The following is a 14,307-nucleotide window of genomic DNA, read 5'->3' as shown; positions in this document are numbered from 1 at the left end:
CAGGAGGAACTTCTCATGCTTCGCAAGATTCTCACCACCACCGCTCTGGTCACTGCCCTGTCCGTTCCGGCCTTCGCAGCCGACACCACGGATACCAAGAAGCCGATGGATGCCCAGGCTCCGGCTGCGCAGACCGAAACCATGGCCGGCGCCAAGAAGGATCCGTCCCTCTATGTGTTCGAGGTCCGCACCCTGGCTCAGGAAGCCACCCGCGGCTACCTCGCGTCCAACCTGATCGGCAAGTATGTCTATGCCTCCGCCGCTGAAGATGCCGACTCGATCGGCGACATCAACGACATCGTCATCGGCGAAGACGGCACCATCCAGGCCGTGATCCTCGGCGCTGGCGGCTTCCTCGGTGTCGGCGAGAAGGACGTGGCCCTCGACTTCAACCGTCTGGCCATGCACGAAACCGGCGACAACGAGTTCCGCGTCACTTCTGACGTGACCAAGGAAGAGCTGGAAGGTGCGGCAGAATACTCCCGTCCGGATTATGTTCCGGAGTGGATGAGCCTGAGCGCCATCAAGGACGGCGCCAAGGAAACCTACGACAGCGCTGCCAAGTCCACTGCCGAAGCCTATGAAAGCGCCAAGGCTTCCATGACCGAGACCGGTGAGAAGGTCGAAGGCGAAATGGACAAGACCGCTGCCGCAGTCGACGCCAACGTCAACGGCAACCCGGACGCTTCTGCCGAAGCCGAATGGATGAAGGACAAGGTCGCCGTGGAAACCGGCACCCTGGAAGCTGACGAGCTGATCGGCGCCACCGTCTATGACGTCACCTACGACTCCGTCGGTGAAGTCGGCGACGTGATCCTGACCGCTGACGGCCAGATCGAAGCCGCTGTGGTGGATGCCGGCGGGTTCCTCGGTATCGGTGAAAAGGAAGTCTCCATCGACTTCTCCAAGGTCACCATCTTCCGTGAAGCGGACGGCGACGACCTCTATGTGAAGACCATGCTCACCGAGGAAGAGCTGAACAACGCTCCGGAATATGTCGAGCCGGAAAACAAGTAATCCGGACAGAGTCTGAGGGAGATAAATGCCCCTCTCCCAGGCCCGGATGCAGAAAGGTCCCGTCCCACCCGGCGGGGCCTTTTTCCGTTCTGGACGCGCGCACCCCTCAAGGCCGTCCGATCACTCCAGACCGCCCATCCTGCCCCGCCGGGACAGGGACTGGAGCAGGTCGAGGAAGTTCTGGCTCACCGGGGTGAGCCTGCGATCCGCCAGCTTCACCACCGAATAGGGTGCGAGCGCGATCTCGTGCTCCACCTTCAGCGGCACCAGTGCGCCGCCCGGGCCCGAGCGCGCAGCCCCGGCAAGGGCGGGGTTCGCAACGAGGAATTCAGCCACGGGCCGCGCCACCGCCGTCACCGCATTGCTCTGGCTCACCGCTACCAGCATCAGCAGCACCGAGCTGGTGCTGAGCACCTTGGCCGGATAGGCAATGCCCCTGCGGCGCATGTACCCCTCCACCGCGACCCGCAGCATCGACCCTTCCGGCTGCATCACCCAGTCGAAGGCTGTGCAATCCTCCAGGGTCACGCTGTCGCGGCGGGTCAGCGGATGCTCCGCCCTCGCCACCAGCGCAATGGGCTCCTCATCCAGATACTCCGCATCATAGGCCCTCGGGTTCACGGTGTCGGGCACACGCCCGATGAAGAAGTCGATGCGCCCCGCATCGAGCGCCTGCGTCAGCTGGTCGCTCGTGTTGACCTCCACATGCACCTGAACGCCCGGATGGGTCACCCGTGTCTGCCGGATCGCGGGCAGCACGTATTCCAGGGCAGCCCCCGTCACCGCCCCCACCGCGACACTGCCCGTAAGGCCGGTCTTGAGGTTCTCGATCTCCCGCGCGGCCTCGTCCAGCTCACGCAGCACCATCTGCGCGCGATCGGCCAGGCTCTCCCCGAAGAGGGTCAGCATCATGCCGCGACCGGACCGTTCCGCCAGTTTCACGCCCGTGATCTGTTCCGCCTCCGACAGGAGACGGGAGGCGGCGGGCTGCGATGTCGCCAGAATGTCGGCGGCGCGGCTCAGGGAACCGCTCTGCCGCAGCACCTGCAACAGGCGCAGATGATTGAGCCGGAGGCCCCGCTTCAGATAGCGGCCCTCGATTTCCCGTTCCCAGCTGGCCGGCATGTCCCCTCCCGGAATCTGAACAAGATCTGAAGATCATATCATTTGCGATATCCAATGATCCATAAATAGAATTTGTTTGGTATGTAAAATTTTCCTAGCGTCGGCCCGTTCCTGACGTTGCTGTCTCTGCACCCGATGCTGAGGCGCCTGAACCGGGCCCGAGGAGGACACGGGGCAGCGCATGGGAGCACGAGGGAAGCGATCCTTGACGGTCGCCCCTGTCCAATGGGAGGAAATCATGAAGTTTCTCAAGGCGGCCGCTGCCGCTCTCGCTCTTTCTGTGTCTTTCGCAGGCGTCTCTGCCTATGCTGACGGCCTCGTCGGCATCTCCATGCCCACCAAGTCGTCTGCCCGCTGGATCTCCGACGGCAACTCCATGGTCGAGCAGTTCAAGGCCGCTGGCTATGAAACCGACCTGCAGTATGCCGAAGACGACATCCCGAACCAGCTCGCCCAGATCGAGAACATGATCACCAAGGGCGTGGACGTTCTGGTGATCGCCGCCATCGACGGCACCACCCTGTCCAACGCGCTGGAAAACGCCGCAGCAGCCGGCATCAAGGTCATCGCCTATGACCGCCTGATCCGTGACAGCGGCGACGTCGACTATTACGCCACCTTCGACAACTTCAAGGTCGGCGTGCAGCAGGCCTCGTCCCTGGTGGCCGGTCTGGAAGAGCGCTTCCCCGACGTGTCCCCCTGGAACGTGGAACTCTTCGGCGGCTCCCCGGACGACAACAACGCCTACTTCTTCTACAACGGCGCCATGTCCGTCCTTCAGCCGCTGATCGATTCCGGCAAGGTTGCCGTCGTTTCCGGCCAGATGGGCATGGACAAGGTCGGCACCCTGCGCTGGGACGGTGCCGTCGCCCAGGCCCGCATGGACAACCTTCTGTCCGCCAACTACACCGACAAGCAGGTCCACGGCGTTCTGTCGCCCTATGACGGCCTGTCCATCGGCATCCTGTCCTCCCTCAAGGGCGTGGGCTACGGCTCCGGCGACATGAAGATGCCGATCGTCTCCGGTCAGGACGCCGAAGTTCCGTCCGTCAAGTCCATCCTGGCGGGCGAGCAATACTCCACCGTCTTCAAGGACACCCGCGAACTGGCCCGCGTCACCGTGGGCATGGTTGACGCCGTTCTCGGCGGCGGCGAGCCGGAAATCAACGACACCACCACCTACGACAATGGCGTGAAGGTCGTTCCGTCCTACCTGCTGGAGCCCGTCTCCGTTGACGCCTCCAACTGGGAAAAGATCCTCGTCGGCAGCGGTTACTACACCGCCGATCAGGTCAAGTAAGGCTTTTCTCCCAAGCCTCGGCGGGGGATCTCCCGGGTCTCCCGCCTCTTTTCTTCATGCAGCCGACTGACGCGAGCCCTCTCCGCAAGACGCAAGAGAGGCTCGCGTCCCTTCCCGACCGCAGATGCCCCGGACACGACACGGGCGCCTTTCGGCAGGTCGGGACCAGACGGGTCCGCGCAGGGCTTGGCCCGCGCCAGGAAGCGAAGACCACATATCATGACCCCGATTTTGGAAATGCGCCGCATCACCAAGACCTTCCCGGGCGTGAAGGCGCTCGACACCGTCAATCTGACGGTGAACGAAGGCGAAATCCACGCAATCTGCGGCGAGAACGGTGCGGGCAAGTCGACCCTCATGAAGGTGCTGTCCGGGGTCTATCCCTTCGGCACCTATGACGGCGACATCGTCTATCAAGGCGAGACCGCTCAGTTCCGCAACATCCGCGACACGGAAGAGCGCGGCATCATCATCATTCACCAGGAGCTGGCCCTCGTGCCGCAGCTCTCCATTGCCGAGAACATCTTCCTTGGCAACGAGCGCGCCCGCAACGGGGTGATCGACTGGCGCGAGACCAACCGGCGCACGGAAGAGCTGCTGGCCAAGGTCGGCCTGTCCGAGCCGCCCACCACCAAGGTGGACAGCATCGGCGTCGGCAAGCAGCAGCTCGTCGAGATCGCCAAGGCCCTGTCGAAGAACGTCAAGCTGCTGATCCTCGACGAGCCCACCGCCGCCCTTCAGGAAAACGACAGCCGCAAGCTGCTGGACCTGATGCTGGAGCTGAAGGCGCAAGGGGTCACCTGCATCATCATCTCCCACAAGCTGAACGAGGTGCGCTACGTCGCCGACCGGGTCACCGTGATCCGCGACGGCATGACCGTGCACAGCATGGACGCAAAAGAGGGCCTCAGCGAGGACGAGATCGTGCGCCACATGGTGGGCCGCGACATGACCCACCGCTACCCCGAACATGCCCGCACGCCCGGCGACATGCTGCTCGAGGTCCGCGACTGGAATGTCTGGCACCCGGAGCACACCGACCGGCAGGTCATCCGCGATGCGGCCATGAATGTGCGCGCCGGCGAGGTTGTCGGCATCGCGGGCCTCATGGGCTCGGGCCGCACCGAACTGGCCATGTCCATCTTCGGCCGCTCCTACGGCCGCAACATCTCGGGCCAGGTCTCCCTGCGCGGCCAGCCCATCGACGTCAGCACGGTCGACCGGGCCATCGGCTCGGGGCTCGCCTATGTCACCGAGGATCGCAAGACCCTCGGGCTGATCCTGGAGGAAACGATCCGTTTCAACACCACGCTCGCCAATCTCGAGGGTGTGTCGAAGGGCGGCGTTCTGAAGCGCAACGAGGAAACCCGCGTGGCGGAGCGCTACCGCGAGGCGCTGGCCATCCGCACCCCGTCCGTCTTCCAGAAGGCGATGAACCTGTCCGGCGGCAACCAGCAGAAGGTGGTCCTGGCCAAGTGGCTCTTCACCGAGCCGGACGTGCTGATCCTGGACGAGCCGACCCGCGGCATCGACGTGGGCGCCAAATACGAAATCTACACGATCATCAACGAGCTGGCGGCAGAAGGAAAGGGCGTGATCATGATCTCGTCCGAGATGCCCGAGCTGCTCGGCATGTGCGATCGCATCTATGTCATGAACGAAGGGGAGCTGGTCGGCGAGCTGAGTGCGGCCGAGGCGAACCAGGAGCGCATCATGTCGCTCATCGTGAACGAATGAGAGAGTGAACCATGAACTCCGCAACCAGTGAAGCCTCCGGCCACACGACCACCAAGGGCCGCTCCCTCGGAGCTTATCTGTCCTCCCACCTGCGGGAATACGGACTGCTTCTCGCCCTCATCGTGGTGATGGTCTTCTTCCAGGTGGTGACCGACGGAACCCTGCTGAAGGCCGTCAACATCACCAACCTGCTGCTGCAGAACTCCTACATCATCATCATGGCGCTCGGTATGCTGATCGTCATCGTCTCGGGCAACATCGACCTCTCGGTCGGCTCGGTCATGGGCTTCATCGGCGCCCTCGCCGCCGTGATGACCGTCGATCTCGGCCAGTCCACCGGCGTGACGATCCTGACTTGTCTCATCATCGGCGGCATCATCGGCGCGGCCCAGGGCTACTGGGTCGCCTACTGGAAGATCCCGTCCTTCATCGTGACGCTGGCCGGCATGCTCGTCTTCCGCGGCCTGTCGCTCTGGCTGCTCGAAGGCCAGTCCGTCGGCCCCTTCCCCAAGGAATTCCAGCTGATCGCCAACGGCTTCGTGCCGGACGTGCTGCCCGCCGGCATCGGCGCCTTCTTCGCAGAGCTCTTCGACGTCCGCAAGATCAACGGCCTGAGCCTCCTGGCCGGTGTCGTGGCCGCCGCCCTGGTGATCTGGGTCAGCAAGCGCCAGCGTGACCAGAACCGGGCCTATGGCATCGAGGGAGATCCGGCTGCCCTCTTCTGGGGCCGCACCCTGGTCATCGCCGCCGCCCTCATCTTCATCATGTTCAAGCTGGCCCAGTTCCGCGGCCTGCCGAACGTGCTGATCACCATGGGCGTGCTCACCCTGATCTATGCCTTCATCACCGAAAGCACCACGGTCGGCCGCCGCATCTATGCGCTCGGCGGCAACCAGAAGGCCGCCAAGCTGTCGGGCATCAAGACCGAGCGGCTCACTTTCCTGGCCTTCACCAACATGGGCGTTCTGGCCGCAGCTGCCGGCCTCGTCTTCGCCGCCCGCCTCAACACCGCAACTCCCAAGGCCGGCTTCGGCCTGGAGCTGGACGTGATTGCCGCCGTCTTCATCGGTGGCGCCTCCACCGCCGGCGGCGTGGGCACCATCATCGGCGCCGTGGTCGGCGCCTTCCTGATGGGCGTGCTCAACAACGGCATGTCGATCATGGGCATCGGCATCGACTACCAGCAGATGATCAAAGGCCTGGTGCTTCTCGCCGCCGTGATCTTCGACGTCTACAACAAGAACAAGTCCGCCTGATCCGCGGTCTCACGAGGAAACGAACATGCTTCTCTCCCAGATCAAGCGTGCGGACGGGACGACGGCCGTCGTCACCCGAGAAGGCACCGAGGCCTATGTGGTCAACGGCGTCGCGTCGGTCTACGACCTGGCTCTCGACTGCATCCGTTCGGGCAAGTCCATTGCCGCCCGCATCGGCGAGCTCGGGGTCGGCGAGGCCGTGGACCTTGCCGCAGCGGCCGAGGAAGGCCGCCTTCTGCTGCCGATCATGCCGCCGGATCCGGCGCACCTGCACCTCACCGGCACCGGTCTCACCCATCTCGGCTCCGCCTCCACCCGCAACTCCATGCATGTGAAGTCGAAGGACGCCGAGGCCGAGATCACCGACAGCATGCGCATGTTCCAGATCGGCCTGGAAGGCGGCAAGGCCGAGAACGGCAAGGCCGGGGCCCAGCCGGAATGGTTCTACAAGGGCAACGGCCATTGCGCCGTGCCGACGGGTGCGGCCCTCGTCTCCCCCACCTTCGCCAAGGATGGCGGCGAGGAACCGGAAATCGCCGGGATCTACGTGATCGGCGACGATGGCACCCCCTACCGGATCGGCTTTGCCCTGGCGAACGAGTTCTCCGACCACGTGACGGAAAAGGTGAACTACCTCTATCTCGCCCATTCCAAGCTGCGCCCGGCCGCCTTCGGCCCGGAGATCCTGGTGGGCGACCTGCCGCAGAACATCGAGGGCACCTCGCGAATCCTGCGCGACGGCCAGACCCTCTGGGAAAAGCCCTTCGTCTCGGGCGAGGCGAACATGTCCTATTCCCTCAACAATCTGGAACACCATCACTTCAAGTATGACGTGTTCCGCAAGGCTGGCGACGTCCACGTGCACATGTTCGGCACGGCGACCCTCTCCTTCGCCGACAAGATCCAGACCCGGGACGGCGACATCTTCGAGATCTCCGCAGATCCCTTCGGCCTGCCCCTGAAGAACACCCTCAGCTTCCGCCCGAAGGAGGGCCCGGAAGACCTGACCACGGTGAAGACCCTCTGACACGTGCGGCAGGCGGAGCCATGCCTCCGCCGCCCTCTCTCCGGAAGAGATCCATGACCCACAAGAAAGCTCAATGGCCGCGCCGTCTGCGCTCGCAGGAATGGTTCGAAGGCACCGAGAAGGACCAGATCTATCACCGGTCCTGGATGCGCAATCAGGGCCTGCCGGCAGACCTGTTCGATGGCCGCCCCGTCATCGGCATCTGCAACACCTGGTCCGAGCTGACCCCCTGCAACGCCCATCTGCGCGATCTGGCCCAGCGGGTGAAGCACGGCATTTACGAAGCCGGCGGCCTGCCGGTCGAGTTTCCGGTGTTCTCGCCCGGTGAAAGCTCGCTCCGCCCCACGGCGATGATGTTCCGCAACCTCTGCGCCATGGGCGTGGAAGAGGCCCTGCGCGGCAACCCCATCGACGGGGTCGTGCTCATGGTCGGCTGCGACAAGACCACCCCGGCCCTGCTCATGGGCGCCGCCTCCGTCGACATTCCCGCCATCGCCGTCACCGGCGGCCCGATGCTCAACGGCAAGTGGCGCGGTCAGGACATCGGCTCCGGCACCGCGCTCTGGCAGTTCTCCGAGATGGTGAAGTCCGGCGAGCTGACCACCGACGACTTCCTGGAGGCAGAGCAGGCCATGTCCCGCTCGCCCGGCTCCTGCAACACCATGGGCACCGCCTCCTCCATGGCCTGCATGGCCGAAGCCCTCGGCATGGCGCTCTCCGGCAACGCGGCCATCCCGGCCGTCGACAGCCGCCGCCGGGTGATGGCCCATCTCACCGGCCGCCGCATCGTCGACATGGTCAAGGAGGATCTCAAGCCCTCCGACATCATGACCCGGCAGGCCTTCGAGAATGCCATCCGCACCAATGCGGCCATCGGCGGGTCCACCAACGCGGTGGTGCATCTGCTGGCCATGGCCAACCGCGCCGGCGTGGACCTGACCCTCGACGACTGGGACCGGCTCGGCCGCGACATCCCGACGATCGTCAACCTCATGCCCTCGGGCAAGTATCTGATGGAAGAGTTCTTCTATGCCGGCGGCCTGCCCGTGGTGCTGAAGAACCTGCTGGATGCCGGCCATCTCCATGGCGATGCGGTCACCGTTTCGGGCAAGTCCATCGCGGAAGAAGTGGCCCCGGCCCGCAACTGGAACGAGGACGTCATCCTGCCGGCCGACAAGGCCCTGACCTCCTCCGGCGGCATCGCGGTTCTGCGCGGCAACCTGGCCCCCAAGGGCGCGGTGCTCAAGCCCTCGGCCGCCTCGGCCCACCTGATGCAGCACAAGGGCCGCGCCGTGGTCTTCGAGGACATCGACGACTACAAGGCCCGCATCAACGACGAGGCTCTCGACATTGACGAGACCTGCATCATGGTCATGAAGAACTGCGGCCCGCGCGGCTATCCGGGAATGGCCGAAGTCGGCAACATGGGCCTTCCCCCGAAGGTCCTGCGCAAGGGCATCAAGGACATGATCCGCATTTCCGATGCGCGCATGTCCGGCACCGCCTATGGCACGGTCATCCTGCACACGGCCCCGGAAGCCGCCGTCGGCGGTCCTCTGGCCGTGGTGAAGTCCGGCGACATGATCGAGGTCGACGTGGCCAACCGCCGCCTGCATCTCGACATCCCGCAGGAAGAACTCGACCGGCGTCTGGCCGAATGGCAGCCGACCATCGAGCGGCCGACCTCCGGCTATGCCAGCCTCTATTATGACCACGTGCTGGGGGCCGACGAAGGCGCCGATTTCGACTTCCTGCGCGGAGGTCGCGGCAATGCGGTTGCCCGCGAAGCCCATTGAAGCTAGCACCTAGTCCCTGATGCTCCCCTCCCCCACCCGGGGGAGGGGTCAACCATTCCGGATCCTGAGACCCATGACCGCCACGAAGATCGCGATCGTCGGCCTTGGCAAGATCGCCAAGGACCAGCACCTGCCCTCCATCGCCCGCAGCGACGCCTTCACCCTTGCCGCCGTTGCCAGCCGCAGCGCGTCCGGCCTGGACGTCCCGACCTACGAGGATCTGGAAGATCTGCTGAAAGCCCAGCCGGATATCACGGCCGTCGCGCTCTGCGTTCCGCCGCAGGTGCGCTACGAGCTTGCCCGTCTGGCGCTGGACTACAAGAAGGACGTGCTTCTCGAAAAGCCGCCCGGAGCAACGCTGGCCGAAGTGCACGACCTGATGCGCCTGGCCGAGGCAAACGGCTGCGTGCTCTATGCCACCTGGCACTCGCGCCATGCCAAGGGCGTGGCCGGCGTCAAGGACTGGCTCTCCACCCGCACGCCGGTTTCCGGCCGCATCACCTGGCGCGAGGACGTGAAGCACTGGCATCCCGGTCAGGCCTGGATCTGGCAGGCCGGCGGCGTCGGCGTCTTCGATCCGGGTATCAACGCCCTGTCGATCCTGACCGAGATCATGCCCGTCGACCTGCATGTCACGGCCGCCGAACTCACCTTCCCGGAAAACTGCGAGACGCCGATTGCCGCCGACATCGACTTCAGGGGTCCGGATGGCTTCACCCTGAAGGCCGACTTCGACTGGCGCCAGACCGGCAAGCAGACCTGGGACATCGAGATCGTCACCAAGGACGGAACGGTCGTCCTGCAGGACGGTGGTGCGACAGTTCTGATCGACGGCAAGTCGGTTTCGGCCGATGAAGCCCTTGCGTCGGAATACGACGGCATCTACGCCCATTTCGCAGAGCTGCTTGCCACGCGCGGCAGCGATGTCGACCTCTCCCCCCTGGTCCACGTGGCCGATGCATTCATGCTCGGCAAGCGGGTGACCACCGAAGCCTTTCATGATGAGCAGTGATCCGACACAAGCCTTGACCCGGAGCGCTCCCGCCGGGAGCGCCGTCATTCCAGGTGCCATCAGCTGGATCGCGGTCGACTGGGGAACCAGTCGCCTGCGTGTCTTTGCCATGGACGCAAACGACCGTCCGATCGCCAGCGCCTCCTCCGACAAGGGCATGGGCCAGCTCTCCCGCGACGCCTTCGAAGAGGCACTCGCCGAGCTGGTCTCCGGCTGGCTCGCCGATGGCCCCAGACCCATGATCGCCTGCGGCATGGTCGGGGCCCGTCAGGGGTGGATCGAGGCAGCTTACGGCCCGGTTCCGGGTCCGGCGCTTTCTGAGACCGGTCTGGTGCGCGCGCCTGCCACCGACCCGGCCCTTGCCCTGCGCATCCTTCCCGGTCTGGCCCAGCAGGAACCGGCAGATGTCATGCGCGGCGAGGAAACCCAGATCGCCGGCTTCCTGTCCGCACACCCCGGCTTCGACGGTCTGCTCTGCCTGCCCGGCACCCATTCCAAATGGGCGCGACTGAAGGACGATCAGGTCCTGTCCTTCCGCACCTACATGACCGGCGAGATGTTCGCCCTTCTCTCCGGCCATTCGGTGCTGCGCCACTCGCTCGCGGCCGCCGCCGACATGTCCGAGACCTCCGGCTCCCGATTCGTCGAAGGGCTGGACAGGGCGCGCGCCCTTCGCGGCAATCTCTCCGCCGATCTCTTCTCCATCCGTGCCCGGGGGCTCCTGCAGGGGTTCACCCCCGTCGAGGCCTTCGACTATCTCTCGGGCCTGTTGCTGGGCGCCGAACTCACCGCCGCTGCCGAGACCGATGCAGACCTGCCCGTCGCACTGATCGGCTCCGGTCCGCTCGGCGCGCGCTACCGTCAGGCACTCGGCCATTTCGGCAGGGATGCTGCGATGATGGACACCACCGACGCCACCCTGGCCGGCCTCACCGCCGCCTGTCACACCCTGAAGGAGGCCGGTGAATGGCCCGCAATCTGATCGCCATCCTGCGGGGCCTGACCCCGGAGCAGTCCCTCGACGTCGCCGACATTCTCGTCGAGGCCGGCTTCTCCCTCATCGAGGTGCCACTCAACTCGCCCGATCCCCTCGTCAGCATCGGCCGGATCGCCGCGAAATACGGCGCGCAAGCCACCATCGGCGCAGGCACGGTTCTGACCACCGCCCAGGTCCAGTCGGTCAAGGACGCCGGCGGCACGCTGGTCGTCTCGCCCGATGCCAATGTGGAGGTGATCCGTGCCACCAAGGCCGCCGGCATGCTCTCCTATCCCGGCATCATGACGCCGACCGAAGCCTTCGCCGCCCTTCATGCGGGCGCGGACGGGCTGAAGCTCTTCCCCTCCTCCGTCCTCGGCCTCGGCGGCTTCAAGGCGCTCAGCGCCGTCCTGCCCGCAGGCACCCGCTGCTATGCGGTCGGCGGCATCAGCCCGGACAACATGAAGGAGTGGCTGGACGCAGGCATCAGGGGCTTCGGCATCGGCTCGGACCTGTTCAAGCCCGGCTACAGCCTGGACGACATCAAGGCCCGCGCAACCAGTCTGGTCGCCGCCTATGACAAGGCCGTCGGCTAGGCGATAGACGGCCACCGGGGAGGAATGACATGACCGCAGAGATCTTCGACGACCGCGCCTGCTTTCTGGGAGAGGGGCCGCTCTGGCACCCGGGGCGGCAGCAGCTCTTCTGGTTTGACATCATCAACCGGAAGCTCCTGAGCCGAAAAGGCGACACGGCCCTGGAATGGGACATGGGCGAACACGCCTCCGCCGCGGCCATCGTCGATGAGCGGCGCCTGCTGATCGCCTCGGAGAGCGGCCTGTCCCTTTTCGATGCGGACACGGGGGCCCGCGAGGCCTACATGCCACTCGAAGCCGACAATCCGGTCACCCGCTCCAATGACAGCCGGGTCGACCCCCACGGCGGCTTCTGGATCGGCACCATGGGCAAGTCCGCCGAGAGCGGCGCTGGCAGCTACTGGCGGCTCTACAAGGGCGAGTTGCGCCAGCTCTGCGGCGGCATCACCATTCCCAATGCCACCTGCTTCCTGCCCGACGGCTCCGAAGCCTTCTTCTCGGATACCGCCCTGGGGCTCGTCTGGCGGCAGAAGCTCGATGGCGACGGCTGGCCGGTGGCGGAGCGCGAGATCTATCTCGATCTCAAGGCCGAAGGGCTGAACCCGGACGGCGCGGTGATCGACGCCGAAGGTCTGTTCTGGAACGCCCAGTGGGGGGCCTCCCGTCTGGCAGCCTATGACAGGGACGGCAAGTTCGTGCGCACCCTGGACCTGCCGGCGGCCCATGTCACCTGCCCGGCCTTCGGCGGTGCGGATCTCACCGATCTCTATTGCACCTCCGCACAGGAAGGCCTGAGCGCCGAGGATCTCGCCGCCCAGCCCCATGCAGGCAAGACCTTCGTGCTGCGCGAGGGCATTCGCGGTCTGGCGGAAACCCCCGTCAGGCTCTGAAGCCGCAACACTCTGATGCCGCTGCGCGCCCTCACGCGGGGGCGCGCGCCTCTCCCAGATCGTTCCAGACCTCTTGGCCGGAGATCAGGCCCTCGGCCGTCAACTCGAAGCGGTCGGTGAAGCGGATGCCGGAAAAGGGCGTGCCGTCGGTCCACACGCCCGAGAGGGTTCCCCGGCACGACACCACAGGCCCCGCCGCTCCCATCGAGACATCGAACCCCTCGAAGCTCTTGTCGATTTGCGCATAGCGGGTCGCCCCCCAGGCGACCATGTCCGCCAGCGCGGTGAACCGCCGGCCGCCGGGAAACACCATTTCGGCCCCGGGGGCGAGACAGGCCTGCGCTCCGGCCAGATCCCGCGCGCTCATCAGCCCCAGGAACGTCTGCACCGCCTCCACCGGATCGGCCACCGCCCGGCCGGGCTGACGGGTCTCGCCGCCGCGCATGTAATTCTCCGGCGCAACCTCTTCTGTGGCCACGATCACCGCATCCTTTGGCGCATCGATCACCAGGCGCACCGCATCCGTCAGGGCCTGCCCCAACCGGCGCCGCACCTGCGCCCCATATCCCTCGATCAGCAGAACCCGAACCACCGGCATGACGTCCCTCCGTTTTTTCCGGAACCATCGGAATTGACATAATGGCATACTGTTATACCATTTGAACATCCAAGGGGAGAGTGCCGCCGATGACGAACGGAAATCAGGCTGACATCACTGGGGGAGCCAAGGCTCCTGCGGCGCGCCTGAATCCGACCGGGCCCGTTCCGCTCTACCACCAGATCTTCCTCATCCTGCGCAACCAGATCTATGGCGGGGATCTCGCTGCCGGCCAGCTCGTGCCAAGCGAACAGGATCTCTCCATCGAATTCGGCGTCTCGCGCATCACCGCCAAGCGTGCCCTCAACGAACTTGCGGATGCCGGACTGGTGATCCGCGAGCGCGGCCGGGGAACCCGGGTTCTGCAGCGCCCGCCGTCTCCGGCCGTTACCTCCTCCATCGAGGGCTGGCTGGAGAATGTCTCGCTGATGGGTCTGTCCACCGAGGCGACGGTGCTCGAGTTCACCTATCTGCCCGCCAGCGAGGACATCGCCCACGCCCTCGACCTTGCCACCGGCGACGAGGTGCAGCGCGCGGTGCGCGTACGTCGCCTCAACGGCGAGCCCATGTCCTATCTGGTCACCTATGTTCCCGCCGATATCGGCCGCGACTACGACCACGAGGACCTCAACCGCATCCCGCTGCTGCACCTTCTCGAGCGCGCGGGCGTCGAGGTCGAATCCGCCCGTCAGACCATCACCGCAACGCTGGCCGACACCGATGTCGCCGCAGCCCTGGAGACCCACCCGGGAAATCCGCTGATCGAGGTGCGCCGCGTCGTGCGCGACCGCCACGAGCGTCCGGTCGAATACATCCGCGCCCTCTACCGGCCGGATCTCTACCATTTCGAATTGTCCATGCGTCGCATCACCGAAGACGGCGATGCCCGCTGGACGACAACAAGCTCCGCCCCCATCCCGGCAGGGGGCGGATAACAGCTACCAGGGGAACCGGGTCAATCCGACGCTGCCGCGGCA

Annotated in this window: 13 protein-coding genes; 11 read left to right on the top strand and 2 right to left on the bottom strand. The window is 65.3% G+C overall.

The window, feature by feature from the left end:
• Positions 1-15: 15 nt before the first annotated feature.
• Positions 16-1,017 carry a PRC-barrel domain-containing protein gene (locus tag FR728_RS16525; RefSeq protein ID WP_149893842.1) on the top strand — a complete coding sequence of 334 codons (1,002 nt, stop codon included), beginning with the start codon at positions 16-18 and terminating at the stop codon, positions 1,015-1,017.
• Positions 1,018-1,137: 120 nt separating this feature from the next.
• Here the strand turns inward: FR728_RS16525 and FR728_RS16520 are convergent, their stop codons facing one another.
• Complete coding sequence (locus FR728_RS16520; protein ID WP_149893841.1) at positions 1,138-2,142, bottom strand: LysR family transcriptional regulator; 1,005 nt, start codon at positions 2,140-2,142, stop codon at positions 1,138-1,140.
• A gap of 238 nt (positions 2,143-2,380) precedes the next feature.
• On the opposite strand from FR728_RS16520, the gene chvE reads away from it, so the two are divergent.
• The 9 genes from chvE (at position 2,381) to FR728_RS16475 (ending at position 12,732) form a co-directional block, all read left to right on the top strand.
• Positions 2,381-3,442: a multiple monosaccharide ABC transporter substrate-binding protein gene (gene chvE, locus FR728_RS16515; protein WP_149893840.1), complete on the top strand. Its 1,062-nt coding sequence runs from the start codon at positions 2,381-2,383 to the stop codon at positions 3,440-3,442.
• Positions 3,443-3,661: 219 nt separating this feature from the next.
• Positions 3,662-5,179, top strand: coding sequence for a multiple monosaccharide ABC transporter ATP-binding protein (gene mmsA, locus FR728_RS16510; protein WP_149893839.1), 1,518 nt, complete (start codon positions 3,662-3,664; stop codon positions 5,177-5,179).
• 11 nt (positions 5,180-5,190) lie between these two features.
• The gene (gene mmsB / locus FR728_RS16505; RefSeq protein WP_149893838.1) at positions 5,191-6,435 is read left to right on the top strand and encodes a multiple monosaccharide ABC transporter permease; all 1,245 of its coding nucleotides are present in this window, start codon (positions 5,191-5,193) and stop codon (positions 6,433-6,435) included.
• Between the two features lie 25 nt (positions 6,436-6,460).
• Positions 6,461-7,462: an AraD1 family protein gene (gene araD1 / locus FR728_RS16500; RefSeq protein ID WP_149893837.1), complete on the top strand. Its 1,002-nt coding sequence runs from the start codon at positions 6,461-6,463 to the stop codon at positions 7,460-7,462.
• Between the two features lie 53 nt (positions 7,463-7,515).
• A complete protein-coding gene (gene araD / locus FR728_RS16495) occupies positions 7,516-9,258 on the top strand; it encodes an L-arabinonate dehydratase (RefSeq protein ID WP_149893836.1) in 1,743 nt (580 codons plus the stop codon).
• Between the two features lie 73 nt (positions 9,259-9,331).
• Complete coding sequence (locus FR728_RS16490; RefSeq protein WP_149893835.1) at positions 9,332-10,270, top strand: Gfo/Idh/MocA family protein; 939 nt, start codon at positions 9,332-9,334, stop codon at positions 10,268-10,270.
• 13 nt (positions 10,271-10,283) lie between these two features.
• Positions 10,284-11,252: a 2-dehydro-3-deoxygalactonokinase gene (locus FR728_RS16485; RefSeq protein WP_244304693.1), complete on the top strand. Its 969-nt coding sequence runs from the start codon at positions 10,284-10,286 to the stop codon at positions 11,250-11,252.
• Positions 11,237-11,842, top strand: a complete 606-nt coding sequence (locus FR728_RS16480) for a 2-dehydro-3-deoxy-6-phosphogalactonate aldolase (protein ID WP_149893834.1) — start codon at positions 11,237-11,239, stop codon at positions 11,840-11,842. Before FR728_RS16485 ends, FR728_RS16480 begins: the two co-directional genes overlap by 16 nt.
• 29 nt (positions 11,843-11,871) lie before the next feature.
• Positions 11,872-12,732, top strand: coding sequence for an SMP-30/gluconolactonase/LRE family protein (locus FR728_RS16475; protein ID WP_149893833.1), 861 nt, complete (start codon positions 11,872-11,874; stop codon positions 12,730-12,732).
• A 31-nt stretch (positions 12,733-12,763) separates the two neighbouring features.
• Here FR728_RS16475 and FR728_RS16470 read toward each other — a convergent pair whose 3' ends face one another.
• On the bottom strand, positions 12,764-13,330 hold the full coding sequence (locus FR728_RS16470) for a tautomerase family protein (protein ID WP_149893832.1): 567 nt from the start codon (positions 13,328-13,330) through the stop codon (positions 12,764-12,766).
• A gap of 89 nt (positions 13,331-13,419) precedes the next feature.
• Here FR728_RS16470 and FR728_RS16465 point away from each other — a divergent pair, with 89 nt between their 5' ends.
• On the top strand, positions 13,420-14,265 hold the full coding sequence (locus FR728_RS16465) for a GntR family transcriptional regulator (RefSeq protein WP_149893831.1): 846 nt from the start codon (positions 13,420-13,422) through the stop codon (positions 14,263-14,265).
• Positions 14,266-14,307 lie beyond the last annotated feature (42 nt).

It is taken from the genome of Roseibium aestuarii (assembly GCF_008477545.1).
Lineage (GTDB): Bacteria > Pseudomonadota > Alphaproteobacteria > Rhizobiales > Stappiaceae > Roseibium > Roseibium aestuarii.
The sequence above is the reverse complement of the archived record's forward strand: the minus strand, read 5'-3'. Positions and strand labels throughout refer to the sequence as shown.